General features: G+C 72.1%; 17 protein-coding genes. 11 read left to right on the forward strand and 6 right to left on the reverse strand.

Going from position 1 to position 22,745, the window contains the following annotated elements; translation table 11 throughout:
- On the forward strand, positions 1 to 370 hold a 370-nt coding region (locus ACW0Q9_RS15800; RefSeq protein WP_456181973.1), incomplete at its 5' end, for a hypothetical protein.
- On the opposite strand, the gene ACW0Q9_RS15805 is transcribed toward ACW0Q9_RS15800, so the two are convergent.
- Positions 333 to 1,340: a DUF389 domain-containing protein gene (locus ACW0Q9_RS15805; protein WP_456181975.1), complete on the reverse strand. Its 1,008-nt coding sequence runs from the start codon at positions 1,338 to 1,340 to the stop codon at positions 333 to 335. The genes ACW0Q9_RS15800 and ACW0Q9_RS15805 overlap by 38 nt on opposite strands.
- Before the next feature lie 167 nt (positions 1,341 to 1,507).
- Between ACW0Q9_RS15805 and ACW0Q9_RS15810 the strand changes: the two genes are divergently transcribed.
- The 5 genes from ACW0Q9_RS15810 to ACW0Q9_RS15830 all read left to right on the forward strand — a co-directional run bounded on the left by ACW0Q9_RS15810 (position 1,508) and on the right by ACW0Q9_RS15830 (position 7,670).
- Entirely contained in the window at positions 1,508 to 2,974 is a 1,467-nt protein-coding gene (locus tag ACW0Q9_RS15810) for a D-glucuronyl C5-epimerase family protein (RefSeq protein WP_456181977.1), read from the forward strand.
- Between the two features lie 174 nt (positions 2,975 to 3,148).
- Positions 3,149 to 3,862, forward strand: coding sequence for a sugar transferase (locus ACW0Q9_RS15815; protein ID WP_456181979.1), 714 nt, complete (start codon positions 3,149 to 3,151; stop codon positions 3,860 to 3,862).
- Complete coding sequence (locus ACW0Q9_RS15820) at positions 3,859 to 5,007, forward strand: DegT/DnrJ/EryC1/StrS family aminotransferase (protein ID WP_456181981.1); 1,149 nt, start codon at positions 3,859 to 3,861, stop codon at positions 5,005 to 5,007. Before ACW0Q9_RS15815 ends, ACW0Q9_RS15820 begins: the two co-directional genes overlap by 4 nt.
- Positions 5,004 to 5,642, forward strand: coding sequence for an acetyltransferase (locus ACW0Q9_RS15825; protein WP_456181983.1), 639 nt, complete (start codon positions 5,004 to 5,006; stop codon positions 5,640 to 5,642). The genes ACW0Q9_RS15820 and ACW0Q9_RS15825 overlap by 4 nt, the downstream gene beginning before the upstream one ends.
- Before the next feature lie 141 nt (positions 5,643 to 5,783).
- A complete protein-coding gene (locus ACW0Q9_RS15830; protein ID WP_456181985.1) occupies positions 5,784 to 7,670 on the forward strand; it encodes a polysaccharide biosynthesis protein in 1,887 nt (628 codons plus the stop codon).
- Between the two features lie 74 nt (positions 7,671 to 7,744).
- Here ACW0Q9_RS15830 and wecB read toward each other — a convergent pair whose 3' ends face one another.
- On the reverse strand, positions 7,745 to 8,869 hold the full coding sequence (wecB, locus tag ACW0Q9_RS15835; protein ID WP_456181987.1) for a non-hydrolyzing UDP-N-acetylglucosamine 2-epimerase: 1,125 nt from the start codon (positions 8,867 to 8,869) through the stop codon (positions 7,745 to 7,747).
- Positions 8,870 to 9,098: 229 nt separating this feature from the next.
- On the opposite strand from wecB, the gene ACW0Q9_RS15840 reads away from it, so the two are divergent.
- The 3 genes from ACW0Q9_RS15840 to ACW0Q9_RS15850 are packed head-to-tail and all read left to right on the forward strand — an operon-like array spanning position 9,099 to position 12,369.
- Positions 9,099 to 10,148 (forward strand): polysaccharide biosynthesis protein, encoded by a 1,050-nt coding sequence (locus tag ACW0Q9_RS15840; RefSeq protein ID WP_456181989.1) that lies wholly within the window; start codon positions 9,099 to 9,101, stop codon positions 10,146 to 10,148.
- Positions 10,145 to 11,461, forward strand: a complete 1,317-nt coding sequence (locus ACW0Q9_RS15845) for a glycosyltransferase family 4 protein (RefSeq protein ID WP_456181991.1) — start codon at positions 10,145 to 10,147, stop codon at positions 11,459 to 11,461. Before ACW0Q9_RS15840 ends, ACW0Q9_RS15845 begins: the two co-directional genes overlap by 4 nt.
- Positions 11,458 to 12,369 (forward strand): dTDP-4-dehydrorhamnose reductase family protein, encoded by a 912-nt coding sequence (locus tag ACW0Q9_RS15850; RefSeq protein WP_456181993.1) that lies wholly within the window; start codon positions 11,458 to 11,460, stop codon positions 12,367 to 12,369. Before ACW0Q9_RS15845 ends, ACW0Q9_RS15850 begins: the two co-directional genes overlap by 4 nt.
- Positions 12,370 to 12,466: 97 nt before the next feature.
- Here the strand turns inward: ACW0Q9_RS15850 and ACW0Q9_RS15855 are convergent, their stop codons facing one another.
- The 3 genes from ACW0Q9_RS15855 to ACW0Q9_RS15865 form a co-directional block, all read right to left on the reverse strand.
- Positions 12,467 to 13,771: a glycosyltransferase gene (locus ACW0Q9_RS15855; RefSeq protein WP_456181995.1), complete on the reverse strand. Its 1,305-nt coding sequence runs from the start codon at positions 13,769 to 13,771 to the stop codon at positions 12,467 to 12,469.
- A gap of 152 nt (positions 13,772 to 13,923) precedes the next feature.
- Positions 13,924 to 15,216 (reverse strand): lipopolysaccharide biosynthesis protein, encoded by a 1,293-nt coding sequence (locus tag ACW0Q9_RS15860; protein WP_456181997.1) that lies wholly within the window; start codon positions 15,214 to 15,216, stop codon positions 13,924 to 13,926.
- A gap of 78 nt (positions 15,217 to 15,294) precedes the next feature.
- Positions 15,295 to 16,686 carry an O-antigen polymerase gene (locus ACW0Q9_RS15865; RefSeq protein ID WP_456181999.1) on the reverse strand — a complete coding sequence of 464 codons (1,392 nt, stop codon included), beginning with the start codon at positions 16,684 to 16,686 and terminating at the stop codon, positions 15,295 to 15,297.
- A gap of 274 nt (positions 16,687 to 16,960) precedes the next feature.
- Between ACW0Q9_RS15865 and ACW0Q9_RS15870 the strand changes: the two genes are divergently transcribed.
- Positions 16,961 to 20,071, forward strand: coding sequence for a M14 family zinc carboxypeptidase (locus ACW0Q9_RS15870; RefSeq protein ID WP_456182001.1), 3,111 nt, complete (start codon positions 16,961 to 16,963; stop codon positions 20,069 to 20,071).
- A 91-nt stretch (positions 20,072 to 20,162) separates the two neighbouring features.
- Positions 20,163 to 21,086: an NAD(+)/NADH kinase gene (locus ACW0Q9_RS15875; protein WP_456182003.1), complete on the forward strand. Its 924-nt coding sequence runs from the start codon at positions 20,163 to 20,165 to the stop codon at positions 21,084 to 21,086.
- A 9-nt stretch (positions 21,087 to 21,095) separates the two neighbouring features.
- On the opposite strand, the gene pgm is transcribed toward ACW0Q9_RS15875, so the two are convergent.
- On the reverse strand, positions 21,096 to 22,745 hold a 1,650-nt coding region (gene pgm, locus ACW0Q9_RS15880; RefSeq protein ID WP_456182005.1), incomplete at its 5' end, for a phosphoglucomutase (alpha-D-glucose-1,6-bisphosphate-dependent).

Here is a 22,745-nt window from a genome sequence, read left to right on the forward strand (position 1 = left end):
GGCCGACGCCCGGCAGCGGGCCGCGGAGCAGGCGGAGGCCGCGGAGCTGGTGGCGCGGTTCGCCGCCGAGGCGCTGCGACGCGGGCTGCGTACCGACCGGTTGACGGCGGCCGGCTACGACGGGCGCGGCCGTTACCGCACCCGGATCACCGGCTGGTACGTGGATCGGGCGCACAGCCGGGCGGTGGACACGGAGGGGCGCTTCTACCTGCTCACCGTGCCCCCGAGCCTGCGGTCGCGGCTGTTCGGGGCGGACCCGGAGCCCGCCCCGCCGCCGCTCGTGGTCGGGCGGGGCGGCCGGGACGGCGAGTCGGTGCCCCTGGCGACGCTGCTCAGCGTGCGTCTCGAGGCGGGCGACGACTGGCGCTGACCCGCGCCGGCCGCTCGGCCCGCTGCCGCGGGACGCCCCGCGTGGACCGCCGCTCCACCCGCCGCCACCAGCAGAGCTGCACGATGAGGGTGAGCAGGCCGGCCAGCACGATGGCGGCCAGGTTGATCACGAGCTGGAGGGCGGAGCCGGCCGCCTCGGGCCAGACGCCGTAGGCCGCCGCGACCGCCACGTTCGCCGCCGCCGGCACGGTGGTCACCGAGATGAGCACGCCGACCAGGGAGCCGGACTTCTTCGAGGTCAGCGAGAGCATGCCGGCGACGCCGGCGAGCAGTCCGACCACCCAGGAGAGCGCGTCCGGGCGCCAGATGAAGTCGGTGAGCGGCCGGTCGGCCAGCAGCATGTCCCGGCTGACCAGCCCGGCGGCGGTGAGCGCCCAGGTGCTCAGCACGGTGACCAGCATGGCGGCGAGGAAGCCGACCACGAGCGCCTGCACCGACCGGCCGATGACGCGCGGCTGCCGGCGCAGCAGCGCCACGCAGAGCGCGGCGAGCGGGCCGAACTCCGGGCCGACCACCATCGCGCCGACGATGAGGATGGGCTGGTCGAGCAGTACGCCGATGCCGGCGATCATCGTGGCCACGGTGATCAGCGCCAGGAAGGTGCCGGTGAGCACCGTCTGCTCGCCGGTCTTGGCGGCGATCTCGTCCCACACCACGGCGTCCTCGCCGTGCCCGGGGGCGTCCTCCGCGGCCTTGTCCGCCGCCGCGGACAGCGTCAGCTCGACGTCGTCCGCGGCGATCGCCCCGTGCGCCTCGACGCCCAGCTCCTGCAGGCCGCGCAGCACGCCGTCGGCGCTCTCCCGCACCACGTCGCAGGTGATGTAGTCACCGGCCGGCTGCCGGGCGGCCCCGGCCAGCACCACGAGGTGGGTGACCCCGGGGTCGGCCGCCAGCAGGTCGGCGACCGCCCGCGAACGGTCGGTGGGCGCGATCACCCGCAGATGCAGCACGGTCTCCCCCAACCTTCGCCGGTGCGGCCGCGAGCACTCTACTGCGCAGTGCATCCCGCGGACCGCGACGGCCCGCGGCAGGCGACGCCCGGCGGCCGGCCGTACGGGTCTGTCGGGATCCCGACGCACCGTCCGTCACCGAGAGTCGCCCTTCCTACGGTTCCTGTATGCGGGCCTTTGTGCGGAAGTTCGATCCGACGATTCGAGCACTGCTGGTCTTCGCGCTGGTCATCACGGCCGCCGAGGGCGTTACGGCGAAGCGGGCCGAGGCCGCCACGGCGACGGCGCGGGCCCTGGCAGACGTGACGGACTATGCGCGGGACGGTTTCCGACCACAGTCGATGCCGGCGGCGAACCTGGCGTACAACGACAGCCCGCTGGCACCGCGCGTCGACCCCAACCTTCATGACGAGCAGGGCGTCCGGCTGTTCCAGTACAACGGCCAGACCTACGACCACCCCGTCGCGCAGGCCCAGTGGGGGCTGAGCAACCTGCGCACCTACCTGGCCAACCGGGACCCGATGTTCCTCGAACGGGCGGTCGCCCAGGCGCAACGGAACCTCGACCGGAAGGTGGTGTCCCGGGGTGCCTGGTGGTACCCGTACGAGTTCGACTTCCCCCGCTGCGCGCAGATGCCCGTCGTTCACTCGCCCTGGTACAGCGCCATGTCGCAGGGGCAGCTACTGAGCCTGTTCGTGCGTCTCCACGAGGTCACCAGCGACCAGAAGTGGCGCGAGGCCGCGGACCGGACCTTCGCCAGCCTGCTCCTCCCGCCCGAGTCCGGGCTGCCCTGGGCCACCTGGGTGGACGACGCCGGCTACCTGTGGCTCGAGGAGTACCCGGTCACACCCGGGGTGACCGGTGAGCGCGTTCTCAACGGACACATCTTCAGCCTCTACGGCGTGTACGACTACTGGCGGTTGACCGCCGACGCGCGCGCCGCCGCGATCTTCGACGGGGCCGCCACGACCCTGCGCCACCACGTACCGGTGGACTTCCGCGCCCCGCAGTGGATCAGTCGGTACTCCATCGGGTGCCCCAACTCGTATGCCGGTTACCACCCGGTGCACATCGGGCAGCTGCTGAAGACGTACGAGATGACCCGGGCGCCGGTCTTCGCGGGCCTGGCCGATCTGTTCCGTGAGGACTACCCGACGCCAGCGGTCTCCGGCACCGTGGTCTTCTCCGGCGGTACGCACGTCGGCTACCGGTTCAACTCGGCGGGCACGATCCTCGAGCAGAAGTCGCTGACCCTGTCCCGGCAGTCCAATGCCAACGCCGACCAGCGCATCCGCATCCCGGGCCGGGGCATCCACTACCGCATCTACAACGGGGCCCTGGCCGGCTTCCTCGTGCCCGAGGCGCCCGGTGATCGGGTACTGCTGGGAGCGGTGGTCCGGCACACGTACACGCCGCAGCGGACGTTGCTCTTCGGCACCGGGACCTACACCGGATACCAGTACGGACCGGGCTGGGCCGTGACCGCGAGCAGGACGTTCACGTTCTCCCAAGCCTCCGCGGCCCCCTTCGGCGCGAGCGCCTGGGTCAACGGGAAGCTCAGCTACCAGATCACTGCGGGCGTGTACGCGGGGTTCTGGCTGCCGGCGGCCGCCGGCCTGCGACCGGCCCCGTAGCCGGCGGACCGAACCGACGTGCCACCCGTGTCCTCCCACCGACCTCAGCGGTTGATCTGACGGGATCAGCGCTGACTGTTCCCGTCTGAGCCATTTGCGAAGTATGTGGCTGTTATAACCAGTCTGACGCTTATGGCCGATCGAGCGGGAGGTGGGACCGTGCCGGTTCCTGGTGTGCTGACACTCGAGAGCCCGCTTCGGCCACCCGACCGACCGGAGCGGTCGGACCGGCCGAAGCGGGCCCTCGACGTCGTCGTTGCCGCCGTCCTGCTCGTGTTGCTCGCGCCGGTGCTGGCGACGGTCGCGCTGGTGGTCGCTGCGGGACTCGGTCGCCCGGTCCTGTTCCGCCAGTGCCGCACCGGCCGCCACGGCGAGCCGTTCGAGCTGGTCAAGTTCCGGACGATGCGCTCACCGGACCCGCGCCGCGGTCTGATCTCCGACGCCGACCGGCTCACGCCGTTGGGCAGGTGGCTGCGCGCCACGAGCCTCGACGAACTGCCGACGTTGTGGAACGTGCTGCGGGGTGACATGAGCCTCGTCGGCCCGCGTCCTCTGCTGCCGGTGTACCTGGCCCGCTACTCGCCCGTCCAGGCCCGTCGACACGAGGTCCGGCCCGGCGTCACCGGCCTCGCCCAGGTACGCGGGCGCAACAGCCTGGGCTGGGAGGAGAAGTTCGACCTCGACGTGGAGTATGTCGACAGCCGCTGCCTCCGGCTTGACCTCGCCATCCTCGCCGCGACGGTCCGTACCGTGCTGCGCCGCGAGGGCATCTCAGCGGCCGGGACGGCCACCGCACCGGAGTTCCTCGGTTCACCGGCCGCGGCCCCGGACGGTTCGGCGACGGTGCGCACCCCGGTCCTGACGGTACGGCCGGGCGACCGGCGATGACGCGTACCGTTCACCTCTCGGCGCCCGACGTCGGGCCGCTCGAGGAGTCGTACCTGATCGCGGCCCTGCGCTCCGGCTGGGTCGCGCCCACCGGTCCGGATCTGGAGGCGTTCGAGCGCGAGGTCGCGAGCCGGCTCGGCACCCGGGGTGCGGTGGCGGTCAGCTCGGGCACCGCGGCACTGCACCTGGCTCTGCTCGGGGTCGGCGTCGGGCCCGGGGACGTGGTGGTGGTCCCCACGCTGACGTTCGTCGCGACCGCGAACGCGGTCCGGTACACCGGCGCCCGGCCGGTCTTCGTCGATTGCGACGCGCGCACCGGCAACATCGACGTCCCGCTGCTCGCCGAGCTGCTGCGCCAGCTGCGCGTACGCGGCGAACGGGTCGGGGCGGTGGTCCCCGTCGACATGTTCGGCAGCTGCGCGGACTACACGGCGCTGCTTCCGCTGTGCGCGGAGGCGGACGTGCCGGTGGTGGAGGACGCCGCGGAGGCACTCGGCGCCACGCACCACGGCCGCGCGGCGGGATCGTTCGGCCGGGCCGGTGTGCTCTCCTTCAACGGCAACAAGATCATGACCACGTCCGGGGGCGGCATGCTCGTCTCCGACGACCTGCCGCTGCTGGCGCGGGCCCGGCACCTGGCCACCCAGGCGCGGGAGCCCACGCTGCACTACGAGCACCGGGAAACCGGCTACAACTACCGGCTCAGCAACCTGCTGGCCGCGCTCGGCCGGGCGCAGCTGGTGCGGTTGGACGGGATGATCGGCCGGCGCCGGCAGTTGCGCGACCGGTACGCGAAGCTCTTCGCTCCGGTGCCCGGCGTCGAACTGGTCGGCGCGGAGGACGGGACCTCGAACTGCTGGCTGACCGTCATCCGGGTGCGCCCGGACCGCGCCGGCTGGCGGGCCGCCGATCTGGCCGCGCACCTTCGTGGGCAGGACATCGAGACGCGGCCGGTGTGGAATCCGATGCACCGGCAGCCCGCGTACGCCGACGCGGAGAGCCTGCTCACCGGAGCCGCCGACGATCTCTTCGCCGAAGGGCTGACGCTGCCCAGCGGCAGCGCGCTCACCGAGCGGCAGATCGCCGCGGTGCTGGGTGCGATCGACGACTTCCTGACCGTCCGGGCCGGAGGGTCCTCCGCGTGACGCCACTGGTGATCGTGGGTTGCGGCGGTCACGGTCGCGAGATCTTGACCATCGCCCGGGCGGTGGTCGCCGCCGGCGGGCCACGCTGGCAGCTGGCCGGGTTCGTCGACGACCGACCGTCGGAGGAGAACCTGAAGCGGGTCCAGCGCCTCGACGTGCCGTATCTCGGTGGCGTCGACTGGCTGCGCGACGCCCCGCCGGAGACCCACCACGTCATCGGGATCGGCGACCCGCGGGTCCGGCGGTCCGTCGCCGCGCGGGTCGACGCGTACGGCGTGCCGGCCGCGAGCCTCGTCCACCCGGACGCCACGATCGGCCCGGACAACCGGTACGGGCCCGGGTTCGTAGCCTTCGCCGGAGCACGGGTCACCACGAACGTCGCCATCGGTCGTCACGTGCACCTGAACCAGAACGCCACCGTCGGTCACGACAGCTCACTCGCCGATTTCGTGTCGGTCAACCCGCTCGCCGCCGTGTCCGGTGACTGCCACTGCGCGGAGGGCGTACTGATCGGCACCACCGCCGCGGTGCTGCAGGGCCTGCGGATCGGCCGGGACAGCACCGTAGGGGCCGGTGCGTGCGTCGTACGCGACGTGCCTGATCAGGTCGTGGTGAAGGGCGTGCCGGCGCGCTGACGCCGATCGGACTGACGAAACGCCGCCGCCGCCTTCGCAAAACCCGGCAAACGGGACGAAAAGGCTGTAACAAGGACATGGGCGCAAAGCTCCTTCTGCCATGCGGCGGAAGCGGTCAGAACGCGACAGGGGAGCCACCACATGCCGCAGGACACAGCGAGCACTGCACGCACGCCGCAGCGGGCGCGCCGGACGAGAGCCCGCCTCCGCACCGCGGGTTTCCTCGCCACCGACACGATCGCCTGGGTCGGGGGCTTCATCGCGGCCGTCTGGAGCAGGTACGAGTTCCACCTTCCCCCGGGCCAGCTCAGCCGGGGGGCGATCATCGGGGGCGGAGCCGCCGTCATGTACGTGGCGGTGGCATCGCTGCGCCGCCTCTACTCCGGCCGTCACCCCTTGGGCAGCCTCCAGGAGGTGCAGGGGGTGGCCGGGACCACCGTCACGACCGCCGCGATCGTGCTGCTGGGCCTGCTTCCCTCGGCCGAACGCCCCGTGCCCGCGAGCACCCCGCTGGTGGGCGGCGCCCTGGCCCTGCTGTTCATGCTCGGCGCACGGGTCACCTACCGGCACCGGCGCGACCTCGCCATGCGTCCGGACGTCCGGTCCTCGACACCCGTGCTGCTCTTCGGCATGGGCGACGCCGGCCAGGGACTGCTGCGGGCCATGCTGAGCGATCCGCGAGGCCGGTACCTGCCGGTCGGCGCGCTCGACGACGATCCGCACAAGCGTGACCTGCGGGTCGGCGGCGTACGGGTGCTCGGGGGCCGCCGCGACATCGCCGCGGCCGTCGAACGCACCGGCGCCAGCACCGTCATCTTCTCGGTGGCGAACGCCGACGCCATGCTGATCCGCGAGATCCGCGAGGCGACCCTTCAGACCGGCGCGGCGTTCAAGGTACTGCCGCCGGTGCGGGATCTGGTCGACCACCGGATCACCGTCACCGCGGTTCGGGACGTGCAGATCAGCGACCTGCTCGGCCGCCGCCAGGTTGTCGGCGACCTGCCGATGAGTGCGACCAGCCTGACCGGCCGGCGCATCCTGGTCACCGGCGCCGGCGGATCGATCGGCTCCGAGCTGTGCCGCCAGGTGATGAAGGCCGACCCGGGCGAGCTGATGATGCTGGATCGGGACGAGTCCGCCCTGCACAGCCTTCAGATGTCGCTCTCCGGACGCGCCATGCTGGACGGGCCGGAGCTGATCCTCGCCGACCTGCGCGACGACGAGGGCATCCGGCGGATCATCCGGGAACGGCGACCGGAGATCATCTTCCACGCCGCCGCGCTCAAGCATCTGACGCTGCTCGAGCGGCACCCCGGCGAGGCGGTCAAGACCAACGTCTGGGGCACGCTGTCCGTGCTGGACGCCTGCCAGGACGTCGCGAAGTTCGTGAACATCTCCACGGACAAGGCGGCCGACCCGATCAGCGTGCTGGGCTACTCGAAGCGGATCACCGAGCGGCTGACCGCGCACGCCGCCTCCCGGTTTCCCGGGACCTTCCTCAGCGTCCGGTTCGGCAACGTGCTGAGCAGCCGCGGGTCGGTGGTGACGGCGTTCCAGCGGCAGATCGAGGCCGGGAAGCCCCTGACCGTCACCCACCCGGAGGTGACCCGCTATCTCATGACCGTCCAGGAGGCTGTCCACCTGGTGCTCCAGGCGGCCGGTATCGGGCGCGACGGGGAGGCACTCGTACTCGACATGGGCGAGCCGGTCCGGATCCTCGACCTGGCCCGCCAGATGGCCGAACAGGCGTCCAGTCCGGTGCCGATCGTCTACACCGGCCTGCGGCCCGGTGAGAAGCTGCACGAGGACCTGCTCGGCACGGGCGAGGTCGACACCCGCCCGTTCCACCCCCTGGTGTCGCACGTTTCCGTGCCCCCGCTGGATCCGATGGAGGTGAGCGGGCTCGACCCGTACGCCGACCCGGCGGAGGTGGTCGAGCAGCTCGCGCTGCTGGCCGCCCAACCGTTCGCGCCCGTGGCGGACGAGCCGCTCGACGTCCGGCTGTCGTCGCTGAGCACCGAGCGCTGACCGGGGCGGAGCCGGACGCGCGACAGACGCAGCGGGGCGGCACCGACCAGGTGCCGCCCCGCTGCGCGCCGCGGTCAGCGGCGGATGCCCGCCCAGTCGTGGTGCCGCCGGACGGTGGAAAGGATGAAGTCGACCACCCGACGGGAGGTGTCCGGGACCTGGTAGTCGGACGGACAGGGCACGCCCTGCGCGACAACCTGGTCCACGGTGACCCGCACCGCCTCGACCACGCCCTCCGGGTCCAGGCCGGTCATGATGATGCCGCCGGCGTCCAGCGCCTCCGGTCGCTCGATCGACTCGCGTAGCGTGACCGCGGGGAAGCCGAGGATGGCGGCCTCCTCGCTGATCGTCCCGCTGTCGGACAGCGTGCAGTACGCCTTCGTCTGCAGGTGCACGTAGTCGAGCAGGCCGAACGGTTCGTGGAAGGCGATCCCGTCCAGCGCGCTCGCGTCCGGCGCCAGCGCCTCGAGCCGCTTGCGGGTCCGGGGGTGCGTCGAGACGAGCACCGGGTATCCCCAGTGGTCACGTACCGCGCGCAGGCAGTCCAGCAGCCGGGCGAGCCGGTCCGGACGGTCGACGTTCTCCTCGCGGTGGGCGCTGACCAGGAAGTACCGGTCCGCCGTGAGCTCCAACTGGCGCAGGATCGTCGACGCGGCGATGCCCGTCCGATAGTGCTCCAGCACCTCGCGCATGGGCGAGCCGGTGTGCAGGATCCGGCGCGGGTGCAGTCCCTCGGCCAGCAGGTTGCGCCGGGCGTGCTCGGTGTAGACCAGGTTGAAGTCCGAGACGTGATCGACCAGCAGGCGGTTCGTCTCCTCCGGCACGTTGAGGTCGAAGCACCGGTTGCCCGCCTCCATGTGGTACACGGGCACCTTCATCCGCCGGGCCATCAGCGCCCCGATGCAGCTGTTGGTGTCGCCGAGCACGAGCAGGGCGTCCGGTCGCAGCTCGGCGATCGCCGCCTCCAAGCCGACGAGCACGCCGGCCAGTACGCGTCCCAGCGACGACGTGTCGACCCGGAGGAACCGATCGGGCTCGCGGATCCGCAGCTCCTTGAAGAAGACGTCGGACAGCGAGCTGTCCCAGTTCTGCCCGGTGTGCACCAGCGTGTGGTCCACCGCGTCGTCGAGCCTGGCGATCACCCGGGAGAGCCGGATTATCTCCGGCCGGGTTCCCACCACCGTCATCACCCGCGTCATGTCGTGCCCTTCGCCGAGCCGGCCCAGCGTCCGCCGGCAGATGTCAATCGTTGGACCAACGAACTCGGACGGGCGACGGTCGCGGCCGGCTCAGGGCCGCAGCACCGGCTCACATCACCTTCGTCCTGTATGTGCCCTTCTGGGGGTTCTAATCGTTATTGGGCGGTAGTGTCTTATTCAATCGCGATGTGAACTCCCGTCACCGGTACGGGGGAGAACTGGAGGAGATGTGGCTTCCTCGCTCTCGGGTCGACGCTTCCTGATCACCGGCGGGACCGGCTCGTTCGGCCAGACGATGGTCACCCGCCTGTTGGCCGCCGGGGCCGAGGAGGTGCGTGTCCTCAGCCGCGACGAGTCCAAGCAGGACGCCATGCGGCACCGGCTCCGCGACGACCGGGTCCGCTACTACGTCGGAGACGTCCGGGACCAGGACAGCACCGTCAAGGCGACGCGCGGCGTCGAATACGTGTTCCACGCCGCCGCGCTCAAGCAGGTGCCGTCCTGTGAGTTCTTCCCGCTCGAGGCGCTCCGCACCAACGTCCTGGGCAGCGCCAACGTGGTGGACGCCTGCGAGCGCAACGGGGTGGCGGCTCTGGTGCTGCTGAGCACCGACAAGGCGGTCTACCCGGTCAACGCGATGGGGATGACCAAGGCACTCATGGAGAAGGTCGCCCAGGCGCACGCCCGCAACAACCCCGGCGCCCGTACGCGGGTCTGCTGCGTCCGCTACGGCAACGTCATGTACTCCCGGGGCTCCGTCATCCCGCTGTTCGTCGAGCAGATCCGCAACGGAGTCCCGCTCACCGTGACCGAGCCGACCATGACCCGGTTCCTCATGTCATTGGACCAGTCGGTCGAGCTGGTCGAGCACGCCTTCCACCACGGCCAGCCGGGTGACGTGTTCATCCGCAAGGCGGACGCCTGCACGATCGGAGACCTCGCGACGGCGCTGTGCAACCTGTTCGGGGTGCCGGCGAAGTTCGACGTGCTGGGGATCCGGCACGGCGAGAAGCTCTATGAGACGCTGGCCAGCCGCGAGGACCTGGCTCGGGCCGAGGACTTCGCCGACTTCCTGCGCGTGCCGGTGGACAGCCGCGACCTCAACTACGGCCTCTACTTCGACGAGGGCGACACCGACCGCGACCACCGGGTGGACTACCACTCGCACAACGCGCGCCGGTTGGACGTCGCCGAGGTCATGGCGTTGTTGTCGACCCTGCCGGAGATCCGCGCACAGCTCGACGCGCTCGCCGTGCCGACCCTCGCCACCTCCGCGTGACCGGCGTGACCGGGCCGGCCCGCACCGTCATCGAGCGTGCCGACCGGGTGGCCCTGGTCAGTCAGTGGTTCCCCCCGGAGCCGACCGGGATCCCGCTGGGCATCGCCCGGGCGCTGCGGGGGTACGGCTTCGCCGTGGACGTGCTGACCGGGGTGCCCAACTACCCGACCGGCACCGTACATCCCGGCTACCGCGCCCATCGCCGAACTGTCGAGGACCAGGACGGCCTGCACGTGCTGCGGTCCCCGCTGTACCCCAGCCACGACCGCTCGGCGGTCCGCCGCACCGTCAACTATCTGAGCTGGGCCGCCTCGTCCACCCTCTTCGGTCGACGCCTCCTGCGGCGCGCCGACGTGTCGCTGGTCTACGGATCGCCCATCACGGCGGCCAGCGCGGCGATGGCCGCCCGGCTGCGGTGGGGCATCCCGTACGTGCTCATGGTGATGGACCTGTGGCCCGACTCGGTCTTCGCCACCGGGTTCCTGGCCGGCGGCCCGAGTCGCCGTCTCGCCCAGAACGCCCTCGGCCGGTTCACCGACCGCGTCTATCGCTGGGCCGACCACGTCACGGTCCCCTCCCCCGGCCTGCGCGAGACGGTGCTGGCGCGCGGCGTACCGGCGGAAAAGGTGTCGGTGGTCTACAACTGGGCCGATGAGAAGGTGATGCAACCGACCGAGCCGGATCGGGAGTTCCGGGCGCGTCTCGGCCTCGGCCCGCGCGACTTCGTCGTCATGTACGCCGGCAACGTCGGCGCCGCCCAGCAGCTCGACGTGGCCGTCGAGGCGATGGAGCACCTGCGGGACCTGCCGGACGTGCACCTGGTGCTCGTCGGCGACGGTGTGGAACGCGAGGCCCTGCGCCACCGGGCGACGGCGCGACGGTTGACGACGGTGCACTCCGTCGATCCGATCGAACCGCACCGGATCGCGGCGACCATGGCGGCGGCCGACCTCCAACTGGTGTCGCTGGCCGACGAGCCGCTGTTCCGCATCACCCTCCCGGGCAAGGTCCAGGCGATCCTCGCCAGCGGCCAGCCCGCCCTCGTCTGCGCACCAGGCGACGCCGCCCGCATCGTGACCGGGGCCGGGGCGGGATTCGCGGCACCGCCGGGCGACCCAGTCGGTCTGGCGAGGGTCATCCGGCAGGCGCGGGCGACGCCGGCGCACCTGCTGCGCGCCATGGGCGAAGCCGGCCGGCGCCACTACCTCGGGCACATGAGCGAAGCGATCAACGCGCAGGTGCTCGCCGACCTGCTGACAGATGCCGCACGGCGACGTGGTGCCGCCACTCGCCGGGAGAGGAAGACGGGATGACGCGGGTTCTCGTCCTCGGCGTTACCGGAATGTTGGGCCACACGCTGCTGCGGGAACTCGACCGGGATCCGGATGTCGAGGTGCAGGGCACCGCCCGGGCGCGGGAGGTGACGGGCCAACTGCCGGTCGACCTCGCCGTCCGGGTCAGGACCGGTGTGGACGCGCGCGACATCGCCGGGATCCGGCGGTTGCTGGACGACGTCCGGCCGGACGCGGTGATCAACTGCGTGGGAGTGGTCAAGCAGCGACCAGAGGTGCAGGACGCGGTCGGGACGGTGTCGCTGAACGCGCTCTTTCCCCATCTGCTCTCCCGCGAGTGCACCGCCGTGGGCGCCCGCCTGATCCACGTCAGCACCGACTGCGTCTTCTCGGGCGACCGCGGTGCCTACGTGGAGACCGACCTGCCCGACCCACCCGACCTGTACGGGCGCTCGAAGCTGCTGGGCGAGGTGACGGAGGGCAGCGCGCTGACGCTGCGGACGTCGATCATCGGTCACGAGTTGACCTCGAACCGGTCCCTCGTCGACTGGTTCCTCACCCGGTCCGGCGTGGTGAGCGGCTACACCAAGGCCATCTACAGCGGGGTGACCACCCTCGAGTTCGCCCGGCTGCTGCGCACCACGATCCTGCCGCGAACCGACGTCGCCGGGCTGTACCACGTCGCGGCGGCGCCGATCCCGAAGTACGAACTGCTCCGTCTCGTCGCCGCCGAGTACGGCTGGACCGGGGAGATCGTGCCCTACGACGGATTCGTCTGCGATCGGTCCCTGTCGGCCGAGGCGCTCGCCGCGGTCACCGGATACCGGCCGCCCTCCTGGCCGGAGATGATCGCCCAGTTGCACGCGGCGCGGACACGCTGGGGCCTGGCGTCCCCCATCGCGCCGGACGGTGATCCGTCGTCGTCCTGAGCGTCGGCGGGCCGCGCACGTCCACCCGGGCGCCGCGGCCCGCCGATCTCTCCGAGACCGGGCGACGCCGCCGGGCCGGCCAGGAAGAGCGGCGGGGTCAGCGCCGCGGCCGGTGTGACGCGGCCGCGGCGGAGAGGATCTCGAGGTACCGCGCCAACTGATCCTCCCGGTAGAGGCCGTCCAGCGTGGACGGGGACAGTTCCGGGACGCGACCGGTCCGGTCCTTCTCGGCCAGCCACCGGCGCAACTGGTCGGCGATCTGCCGCGGATCGCTGAGGACGACGCCGGCGTGCCGGGACCGCAGGATGTCCGCGACGATCCCGTCCGGGTGCCCGATCATGAGGATCGGGCGTCGGGCCCGCAGGTAGTCGAAGAACTTCCCGGGCACCGTCCCGGCATCGCGCGGGTCGTTCCACATGACCAGCACCAGGACGTCGGCCTCCGCCTGGACGCGCCACGACTTCTCGGCCGACACCTCACCCAGGTTGGTCACCGAGTCGACGACTCCGGCGCGTTCGGTCGCCGCCTGGGCCACTCCGTTGTCCTCGCCCGCGAAGATCACGTTGACGCGCCGGGCCTCGGGCCCGAGCAGCGCGACCGCGTCCAGCAACGGCGAGGGATCCCGCTTGCCAGGGTTGAGCCGACCGGTGTGCGCCACGGTCAACGTCGCGGGTCCGGGCGCGGCCGGCTGCCAGGCGGGGCGCTCGGCCGACGTCTCGTCGGATGCCGGCGGTTGCCGGTCGATGCCGTTCATGACGACCTCGGTGTCGATCCCGAACGTGGTTCGCATGATCTCGGCCAGCGGCTCGGAGATCGTGACGCAGTTCGCGGCCGAGCGGAGCAGCCGGTGCTCCATCCGGCGGTCGATGACCCGGCGGATCCGGGTGCGGCCGTACGGCCAGTAGTCGTTGCCGACCGTCCAGAGGTCCCGGTAGTCCGCCACCCAGGGCACGTTCAACCGGCGCGCGATCCTCGCGGCGACCAGGTAAGCCGACGCGGGCGGACCGGTCACCATGATGACGTCCGGGCGCCAACCGTCCCGGTTGCGCAGGAACTGTCGAACGGCCGGCACGACCCAATTGACGCAGGCGTCCGGAATCAGAACCTCCCGCCCGATCGTGCCGAGCGCTGTCAGCAGCTGGCGCCGGCCCACCCGGGACCGGGCCTCGGCGCGGCGTACGGACGAGACGATCTGGGCCGACCGGGGCACCGGGGCGGCCCGTAGGATCTGGCTCTCCGGGATGCCGGGATCCGGTGCGCCCGGGTCCGCCGGTGTCGCGGTGAGCACCCGCACGTCCCACTTCCGGCCGGCGGCGAATCGGGCGAGTTCGCCGGGCCGTCGGGCTCCCACCGATTCCGAGGGCGGGAAGACGTAGGCGATGATCAGCAGTCGGGGTCGCATGTCGGTTGACTCGTTCCTCGTGGAGACGGGGCCCCAGCGCGAGCGGCGGCCGTCGCAGCGTCGGCCACCCCGGCAGGTGTCCGTTCTGTAACGTTCGGATCAACGACCCGCTATGCCCCGGGTTATGCCGAACCCCGTGGTGGCCGGACCGGTCACACCGGCTCCGCCTGCCGTGCCGGCACGGACGGATCGTCGTCGCGAACCCGCCGCGCCGCGTCGCTGCCGGCGGTGACGGTCCGCAGCGACAGCAGCCAGCAGGCCGCGTAGGCGACGGCGGTCGCGATCCCGAACGCCCACACGGCGGTCAGCGCCGGCCCACCGGCCAGCCACGTGAGCCCGACCGTGCCGGAGACGACGACGACCCGCGCCACGTCCCAGATGAGCTGGAGATCCTGGCGACCGAAGACGACAAGCGTCTGCGACAACGGGGAGGCGACGAGGTGCGCGGCCGTACCGATGGCCAGGGCCTGGGCGAACGCCCCGCTGCCCGCCCACTCGTCGCTGAACACGAGGCGGAAGAGCATCGGGGCCGCCAGCACGACGAGGATCGCGGCCGGGAGCGCGATCAGGACGAGCTGACGACTCGCGTTGAGGAAGATGCGCCGCGTCCGCTCGGGCATCTCGCGGGCCGCCCGGGCGAGTTCGCCGAGGTAGACCTGGGCGACGGCGGTACCGAGCAGGGCCGCCGGTGCCGCGAGGACCCGCTGGGTGAGGCCGAGCAGTCCCGCGGCGGTGCTGCCGTACCAGTAGGCGATCAGGAGGACCGGTAGCTGGAGGCCCAGCACGTTGAGCAGCCCCGACGGAGCCAGCACGAGAGGAAATCGGCGGTAACGCCGAGCGGTCCGCCACAGCTCGCGAGGACTGCGGGCGGCTCTGGCCTCCGCGCCGCCCAGGCGGGCGCCGGGGGCCAGCATGAGCGCGCCGGTCGCCTGGCCGAGAGCCAGGCCCAGGGCAAGGCCACCGGCCCGTACGCCGGCCGCTCCCGCGAACAGTTGGGTGAGCAGCATCGACACGGACTGCAGGAAGTTCCGGCGGCCGATGGAGGCGTACCGGCGGTGGCGGATCGCGAGCTGGTTGAGCACCAGGAGACACCCCATCGCCGCGGAGGCCCATGGGACCAGCCACAGCCAGGTCCGCAGCGCGGGCTGGCCGAACGCGTCGGCGACCGGGTCGCCGGCCACCGCCACCACGGCGGTGCCCAGCATCGCCGTCAGCAGGGCGCAGGTGAGCCCCAGGGCCACCAGTGCGTGCGCCCCGCGTTCCTGCTCCGGAAGTGGTACGGCCAGGTCGAAGCGGAAGGCCGCGACCGTTCCCAGCGTCGCCACCAGGGTCGCGATCACGGTGAATACGCCGAAGTCCGCCGGTGAGTAGAGGCGCGCCAGTGCGGGTGCCGCGGCGAGCAGGAGCAGTTGACCGCCGACGGTTCCCGAGGCGATGCTCAGCACCCCTCGACGGCCTACGCTCAGCCGGGACCGCACCGCCGCGCGCAGGCCCGTCCACCGCATCGCGTCGCCGCGCACGCCCTATCGACCCGCCGCCACCGGCTCGCGCCCTTCCCGCGCGGGGACGGCCGGCCCCGGTTGCCAGCCGGCCGATCCATACCTCTGCGGCACGGGGCTCGTCGGGGACGACGACGCGGCGCGGGCGCGGGCCGGGAGGGCGGTGTCCTCCCGTTTGATCCGGCCGCCCCAGTACCAGAGCGCGAGGTAGGCCACGAGGCCGGTGTTCAGCAGGGTCTCCGGGCCGCCCACCGCCCAGGTTCCGAGCACGACCGTCATGCCGGCGTACCCCATCAGCTCAAGGGAGTTGTAGCTGCGCCGGCGCAGCCCGTTGAAGGTGATGGTCTGCAGGACGATGGCGAGACCGGCGGCTCCGGCCAGGACACCGAGGGTTCCGAAGTTGTAGTGGATCGAGCCCCACAGCGACGGCGGGGAGGTGCCGACGGGTGAGCCGTAGAGCGTGGCGAACACCTCGTTGGCCAGGGTGCTTCCCCGGTCGCCCGGAAGGACGCCCAACAGTGAGCGCAGCCATTCGCCGCCGTAGCGCACGGGCAGCTGGGACGTGTAGTTGAAGGCGGCGAGCCCGGAGAGCTGGTTGTCCTCCAGGAAACGCCGGTAGAGCTCCGACGCCGATGCCCTGAGCGGATGACCACCGTCCTCGCTGCGTCCCAGCACCTGCGTCGCGAGGAGCACCACCGGGGCGCCGATCAGCGGCACCAGCAGGACCCACCGGGACATCGCACGGCCGACGGCGAGGAACGAGTAGACGACCAGGGTCAGCAGGAAGAGGAAGAACGCGCCGCGCTGGCCGGTGCCGATGAGCGCCAGCACCGCAAGACCCAGTGGAAACAGAGCCCAGACCCGCCCCAGCAGACCGGGTCGGTTGAAGTACCAGACGGCGAGGAGCACGGCGAGCGACGGAAGGAGGACGTTGCGGAACTGGTTGGCATAGCCCGGGAAGAAGTAGCTCTCTCCCGCGTACGACTGCAGCCGCAGCGTGGTCACGTCCTCCGCCTGGCCGGTGAGCAGGCCGCGCAGGCCCACGACGAAGGCGCTGTAGCCGACGGCGGCGAAGTACACGCCGGTGGCGACCATCGACACCATGGTCACCAGGACGACGGTCGGCGTCGGCCGCACCAGCCGGAAGGTGTACGGCGCGTGGTCACCCACCCGTCGGGGCACGGTTCGCCGGCTGGTGCGCAGGCACATGAACGTCACCATGCTCACCAGCAGGTACGTCGCCACCGCCCCGAGCACGAGCTGGCCGTAGAACGTCTCGGTTTCCGAGTCCGGGTCGACGAGCTGGACTGTCCCGAAGGCCATCAGCAACTGCGACACGACGAAGAGCCCGTCCGGGGTGAGCAGCCCGTAGGTGCGGACGGCGACGACGTAATGCAGGACGGCGAGTAGGAGCACTGGAACGAGAAGCAACATCATCGCTTGCTGAATCCGATCATCGTTTGGACCCGTCCGCCGAAACTCGCGCAGGGTGCGGCCCGGCCCCTCGGCACAACACGGTCAACGACACGCCACTCGGCAGGTCACGCGCCGCCACCCGGACGATCGCCAGAATGCGGTGCGGGCGCGAGTCAGCTCCCCGCGCCGGCGCGAACGAATCATCGAAGCATTGACATACGTATCGCGCAGCGGCCAGGCTCGCGCCTGATGTCCTTCCACCGAAGGGGGCGCGATGAGACCGACACGGCTGGCGATCGCCGGCGTGTTCACCCTGGTCGGCGCGATGGCGCTGACCGCTCCGGCCAGTGCGCGGCCACCGTCCGACCCGGGCGGCCGCGACGGGCTGGAGGTCTACGTCGGCACGGTCGACGCCGGGCAGCTGGAGAAGCTGCGGGCGGCCGGGGTCGACCTGGACGAGGACCACCGGTCCGCCGATCCGGCGGGTGCCACCACGATCGAGACCGTGCTCACCCGACGGACGGCGGCCCGGCTCACCAGCCAGGGCGTGCCGCTCACCGTCAAGAAGGTCCGTGGCAAGCCGGCCTCCCAGGCGCTGCGCGAGCAGGCCGCGGCCGGCTGGACGGCGTTCCGGTCGTACAGCGAGCCGGGCGGCATCCGGGACGAGCTGACCGCCACCGCGGCCCGCTACCCCGGGCTGGCGAAGGTGGAGACCATCGGGCGTACGGTGCAGGGCCAGCCGATCCTGGCGGTGAAGGTCACGCGCGGCGCGCGCACGCTGCCGGACGGGAAGCGGCCGGCGGTGCTCTACGGGAGCGCCCAGCACGCCCGTGAGTGGATCACTCCCGAGATGACCCGCCGGCTGCTGCACCACGTGCTGGACAACTACGGCGCCGACCCGGCGATCACCCGGCTGGTGAACACCACCGAGCTGTGGTTCCTGCCGGTGGCCAACCCGGACGGCTACGACCACACGTTCACCCCGGGCAACCGGCTGTGGCGCAAGAACCTGCGGGACAACGACGGTGACGGCCGGATCACCAGCGCGGACGGCGTCGACCTCAACCGCAACTTCAGCTACAAGTGGGGGTACGACGACGAGGGCTCCTCGCCGGAGCCGGCCAGCGACACCTACCGGGGCGCCAGGCCCAACTCGGAGCCGGAGACGAGGGCGCTGGACGGGCTGTTCCGCCGGATCGGCTTCGAGTTCTTCGTCAACTACCACTCGGCCGCCCAGCTGCTGCTCTACGGCGTCGGCTGGCAGGTGAGCACTCCCACGCCGGACGACGTGATCTACGAGGCGATGGCCGGCGACGACGCCCACCCGGCGGTGCCCGGCTACGACCCGGACATCTCCGCCGAGCTGTACACCACCAACGGCGACACCGACTCGCACGCGCAGGTCCGCTACGGCACGCTCGGCTTCACCCCGGAGATGTCGACCTGCCAGACGGCCGCCGCGTCCGACCCGGACGACCAGTGGCGTCCGGAGGACTGCGTCAGCGGCTTCGTCTTCCCCGACGACGAGAAGCTGATCTCGGCGGAGGTGACGAAGAACCTGCCGTTCGCCCTGGCCGTGGCGAGGTCCGCGGCCGACCCGGACGAGCCCGCCTCGGTGGTCGGCCGGAGCACCCCCGACTTCGTGGTGGACGCCTTCGACACCTCGTACGGGCGGACCCAGCAGGTCGCCTCGATCACCCGGCGCGCCCTGAAGGACGTGCGGATGCACTGGACCGTCAACGGTGGCCGGCCGAAAACCACGAAGGTCCGCGAGTGGCGCGGCGGCGAACGGTACGGCGACACGAACGACCGCTACTACGCCGAGCTGCGGGGCACGGTCACCGGCACGAAGCCCGGCGACCGGGTGGAGGTCTGGTTCACCGGGGTGAAGCCGCGCCAGGGCCCGGTGGCCAGCGCCCACTTCACCTACCGGGTGCACCCGGACATCGGCGGTGACGTGCTGGTCCTCGCCGTGGAGGACGTGACCGGTCTCAGCCCGGCGCAGGACGCCACCACCGCGAGGTACGCGGCCGGCATCGCCGCCTCGATCGAGAAGGCCGGACACCGCGCCGACGTCTACGACTTCGACGCCATGGGCCGGAAGGCGCCGCACCCGCTCGGCGTGCTCTCGCACTACCGGGCGGTGGTCTGGGAGACCGGGGACGACGTCATCCTCCGCTCCCCCGGACAGGTCGCCGGCACCACGGCCGAGGCGGCGCTCACCACCGAGCTCGCCGTCCGCGACTACCTCAACGAGGGCGGCAAGGTCCTGGTCAGCGGCAAGTACGCGCTGTTCGCGCAGGGCTCCGACGGCGGGTACGTCTACCGCCCGGGCGCCCCGCCGGAGTGCGTGGACCCGGACGACGTCGCCTGCCTGCCGCTGCTCAACGACTTCCAGCAGTACTGGCTCGGGGCGTACAACTATCTCGGCGACGGGGGCACCGACCCGGCGGGCGACCCCTACCCGGTGCGGGGCTCGGCCGGCGCGTTCACCGGCTTCGCGGGCAGCCTCAACGCGCCCGGGTCGGCCGGCAACCAGGACCACACGGCCTCGTTCCTCAGCACGTCGAGCTTCCTGCCGCCGGACCGGTACCCGCAGTTCGCCAGCTCGGCGGCGGTGGACTGGGCCCGGCCGGGCGCCGCGCCGTACGACCCGCGCACCGGCGACTGGTACGTGTACAGCGGTCGGGCCGACGAGGCGTACAAGCGGCTCACCCGCACCGTCGACCTGACCTCGGCGACCTCCGCCGAGCTGCGCTTCGCCACCTCGTACGACATCGAGGAGAACTGGGACTTCATGATCGTCGAGGCGCACGAGGTGGGCAGCGACGGCTGGACCACGCTGCCGGACGCCAACGGCCACACCCGCCCGGTCACCGGGGAGAGCTGCGCCTCGGGCTGGGTGGACGAGCTGCACCCGTTCCTCGCCCACTACCAGGGCGCGGACTGCTCCCCGACGGGCAGCACCGGGAGCTGGCACGCGGCCACCGGGTCGTCCGGCGGGTGGCAGGAGTTCGCCGTCGACCTGTCCGGGTACGCCGGCAGGACGGTCGAGATCGCCATCTCGTACGTCTCGGACTGGGGCACGCAGGGCCTCGGCGTCTTCCTGGACGACGCCCGGGTGACCGTCAACGGGTCGGTGGTCTCGGAGACCTCGTTCGAGACGCCCGACCTGGGCGGCTGGGCGGTGGCCGGGCCGCCGGCCGGCTCGGGGCCCGCGGCCAACGACTGGACCCGCAGTGAGCAGGCGTTCGAGGAGGGCTCGGCGGTGGTCACCGCCGACAGCGTCTACCTCGGCTTCGGGCTGGAGGGGCTGGCCCCGGCGGCCCGGGACGACCTGGTCGCCCGGTCGCTGACCCACCTCACCGGCCGGCCGCGCCGCTGAGTCCGGGGCGGGCGCGCCGGCGGTGGTCCCGCCGCCGGCGCGCCTGCCCGTACGCCCCGCCGACCGGCCCCGGATGTGATGAGCTGTACGGGTGGCGGGGCTGGGTCTGGTGCTGCACCCCACCCGGGACGTCTCCGAGGTGGTCGGGATCATCGAGCGGTGGGCGTCGCGCCACCGCAAGACGCTGCTGGTCCGGGCCGAGGACGAGCACCGGGTGCCGTCCTGCGTCGAGCCGGTCCCCGCCGACGAGCTGGCCGTCCGCGCGGACGCGCTGATCAGCATCGGCGGCGACGGGACCATGCTGGGCGCGTTGCGCATGGCGGTGCGCGACCCGAAGCCGGTGCTCGGCGTGCACCTGGGCCGGCTCGGCTTCCTCGTGGAGGTCGAGCCGCCGGACCTGCCCAACGCGCTGAGCCGGCTGCTGGCGAAGGACTTCACGGTCGAGTCGCACGCCTGCCTCGCCTGCGACGTGTGCGGCGACGACGTGGTGGCCTTCAACGACATCGCGCTGGTCCGCCAGCCCGGCTCCGGGTTCGTCACCGCCACCCTGGCCGTCGACGGCCAGCGGTACGGCTACTACCGCTGCGACGCGCTGGTGGTCAGCACGCCGACCGGCTCGACCGCCTACAGCTACGCGGCGGGCGGACCACTGATCTCGCCGGCGGCGGACGCCGTGGTGGTGACCCCGTCGTCGCCGATGGCGGGCATCTCCCGGTCGGTGGTGCTCGCCCCGGAGGAGAGCATCCGGCTGGACCTCCAGCCGCACTCGGCGGCGGTCGCCGTCGAGATGGACGGGCTGGTGATCAAGGACGCGGCGACCGAGGGGGCGGTGGAGATCCGCTACCGGCGGGACGCCGGCCGGGTGGTCCGCTTCGACCCGAAGCGCTACCAGGAGCGCAACCAGTTGAAGCTGAGCCTGCTCGACCTGCCGTTCCTGCCCGACCAGCTCCGCGAGCTGCTCCCCGAGGAGCTGCGGCGCGAGCGCGACCAGCGGGAGCTGGAACCGCCCTGCTGACCGGCCGGGTCAGGCCTGCTTGAGCACCCCGGAGACCAACGCCTTCGCCTCCTCCTGGATCCGGGTGAGGTGCTCCGGGCCCTGGAACGACTCGGCGTAGATCTTGTAGACGTCCTCGGTGCCCGACGGCCGGGCGGCGAACCAGCCCGACGCGGTGCTCACCTTGAGCCCGCCGATCGACGCCCCGTTTCCCGGCGCCGTGGTGAGGGTCGCGGTGATCGGCTCGCCGGCCAGCTCGGTGGCGGTCACCTGCTCGGGCGAGAGCTTGGCCAGCACCGCCTTCTCCTCCCGGCTGGCCGGGGCGTCGATCCGGGCGTACGCGGGCGCGCCGAAGCGCTCGGCCAGCTCGGCCCAGTGCTCGCTCGGGGTCTTCCCGGTGGTGGCGATGATCTCCGAGGCGAGCAGGCAGAGCAGGATGCCGTCCTTGTCGGTGGTCCAGGTGCTCCCGTCCCGGCGCAGGAAGGACGCGCCGGCGCTCTCCTCGCCGCCGAAGCCGACCGCCCCGTCGAGCAGGCCGGGCACGAACCACTTGAAGCCGACCGGCACCTCCAGCAGCGGCCGGCCCAGGTCGGCGGCGACCCGGTCGATCATCGAGGAGGAGACCAGGGTCTTGCCGACCGCCGCCGCCGGCCCCCACTGCTCCCGGGTGCGGAACAGGTGGCCGATGGCCACGGCCAGGTAGTGGTTGGGGTTCATGAGGCCGCCGTCCGGCGTGACGATGCCGTGCCGGTCGGCGTCGGCGTCGTTGCCGGTGGAGACCCCGAACCGGTCGCGGGCCGCGATCAGCGAGGCCATCGCGTTCGGCGAGGAGCAGTCCATCCGGATCTTGCCGTCGGAGTCGAGGGTCATGAACCGCCAGGTCGGGTCGACCGTCGGGTTGATCACGGTGAGGTCGAGGCCGTGCCGCTCGGCGATCTCCCCCCAGTACGCCACGCTGGCCCCGCCCATCGGGTCGGCGCCGATTCGCACCCCGGCGTCCCGGATCGCGGCGACGTCCAGCGCGGCGGGCAGGTCGTCGACGTACCGGGCCAGGAAGTCGTACTCCCCGGTGGTGTCGGCGGCGCGCGCCCGCGCGTACGGGATGCGCTTCACCTCCTTGAGCCCGGCGGCGAGGATGCTGTTCGCGCGGTCCTGGATCCACTTCGTGACGTCGCTGTCGGCGGGCCCGCCGTGGGTGGGGTTGTACTTGAAGCCGCCGTCGTCCGGCGGGTTGTGCGACGGGGTGATCACGATGCCGTCGGCGAGCCCGGCGGTGCGGCCCCGGTTGTGGGTGAGGATGGCGTGCGACAGCGACGGGGTGGGGGTGTAGCCGTCGCGGCTGTCCACCAGCACGGTGACGTCGTTGGCGGCGAGCACCTCCAGCGCGCTGGCCTCGGCCGGGGCGGAGAGCGCGTGGGTGTCCCGGGCGAGGAAGAGCGGGCCGTCCAGGCCCTGCTCCCGCCGGTAGTCGCAGAGCGCCTGGGTGACGGCGAGGATGTGGTCCTCGTTGAAGGCGTTGCGCAGGCTCGACCCGCGGTGCCCGGACGTGCCGAAGGAGACCTGCTGCGCCGGGTCGCTCGGATCCGGGTGCCCGGCGTAGTAGGCGGTGACCAGCCGGGGCACGTCGACCAGGTCGGCGGGCTCGGCGGGCTGGCCGGCAAGGGGGGGGGGCCCGGCGGG

Source organism: Micromonospora sp. I033, assembly GCF_053890995.1.

Excerpts from the sequence above, each read along its gene's own strand:
- ACW0Q9_RS15810 (WP_456181977.1), top strand. The coding sequence starts at position 1,508 with ATGCGGGCCTTTGTGCGGAAGTTCGATCCGACGATTCGAGCACTGCTG.
- ACW0Q9_RS15820 (WP_456181981.1), top strand. The coding sequence starts at position 3,859 with ATGACGCGTACCGTTCACCTCTCGGCGCCCGACGTCGGGCCGCTCGAG.
- ACW0Q9_RS15830 (WP_456181985.1), top strand. The coding sequence starts at position 5,784 with ATGCCGCAGGACACAGCGAGCACTGCACGCACGCCGCAGCGGGCGCGC.
- wecB (WP_456181987.1), bottom strand. The coding sequence starts at position 8,869 with ATGACGCGGGTGATGACGGTGGTGGGAACCCGGCCGGAGATAATCCGG.
- ACW0Q9_RS15850 (WP_456181993.1), top strand. The coding sequence starts at position 11,458 with ATGACGCGGGTTCTCGTCCTCGGCGTTACCGGAATGTTGGGCCACACG.
- ACW0Q9_RS15855 (WP_456181995.1), bottom strand. The coding sequence starts at position 13,771 with ATGCGACCCCGACTGCTGATCATCGCCTACGTCTTCCCGCCCTCGGAA.
- ACW0Q9_RS15870 (WP_456182001.1), top strand. The coding sequence starts at position 16,961 with ATGAGACCGACACGGCTGGCGATCGCCGGCGTGTTCACCCTGGTCGGC.